1 protein-coding gene is annotated in these 603 nt (G+C 72.0%); it reads right to left on the bottom strand.

Annotated elements, in window-relative coordinates:
- Positions 1–180: hypothetical protein (locus tag BHU15_RS41940; protein ID WP_141726988.1), on the bottom strand; the 180-nt coding region annotated here is incomplete at its 3' end.
- Between the last annotated feature and the right edge of the window lie 423 nt (positions 181–603).

Here is a 603-nt window from a genome sequence, read left to right as displayed (position 1 = left end):
CGCCAGGGCCAGCACCTCGTCGCGGAACTCGGCCGAACTCACGTCCCGCCACACACCGTCGGAGCCCTTGCGACCGAGCGCGACCCGGTGGGGATCGTCCGTCGCATGATCGAATACGACGTCCGCGAGCCCACCCACCTGGGGAGCGGACGCCATGGGTCGGACAGTGAACTCGCGCAATGACCTGCTCCTTGTGGCGCTCCGCACGGCGCCGTGACGCTACCCCAAGGGCCGGTCCGGCGGGAGGGAGCGGACGGAAGTGGTGTCTGGCTGTATCGCTCCAGGTCAGAGGGGGGAAACGAGTTCCCGGGAGAGGTTGGGGCCGGGCTTCTGACCGTAGAGTAAGTGCGGCTCGTGGGAATCTCCACCGAATCTGTACGGTGCGCTTACGCCCCCCGCCCCGGGTAAGGGGCTTGGCCTGTACCAGCGCCCGCGTCTGGCGGGTTCTCGTCGGTGACGGCGCGCCTCAGCGGGCGTCGGCGGGCCGGTGCAGCCGGTCGCCGCCCGCCAGGATCGCGTCCGCGAGCGCGTCCGCCGGGCTCCGGTCCGACGTGGCCGTGGACCGCGAGCCCCGCCCCTGCCGCTGCCCGTGCCCGTGCAGCA

The sequence above is a fragment of the Streptomyces niveus genome (assembly GCF_001723055.1).
GTDB classification, from domain to species: Bacteria; Actinomycetota; Actinomycetes; order Streptomycetales; family Streptomycetaceae; genus Streptomyces; species Streptomyces niveus.
Note: the sequence above shows the minus strand (reverse complement) of the source record. Positions and strands in the feature narration are given on the sequence as shown.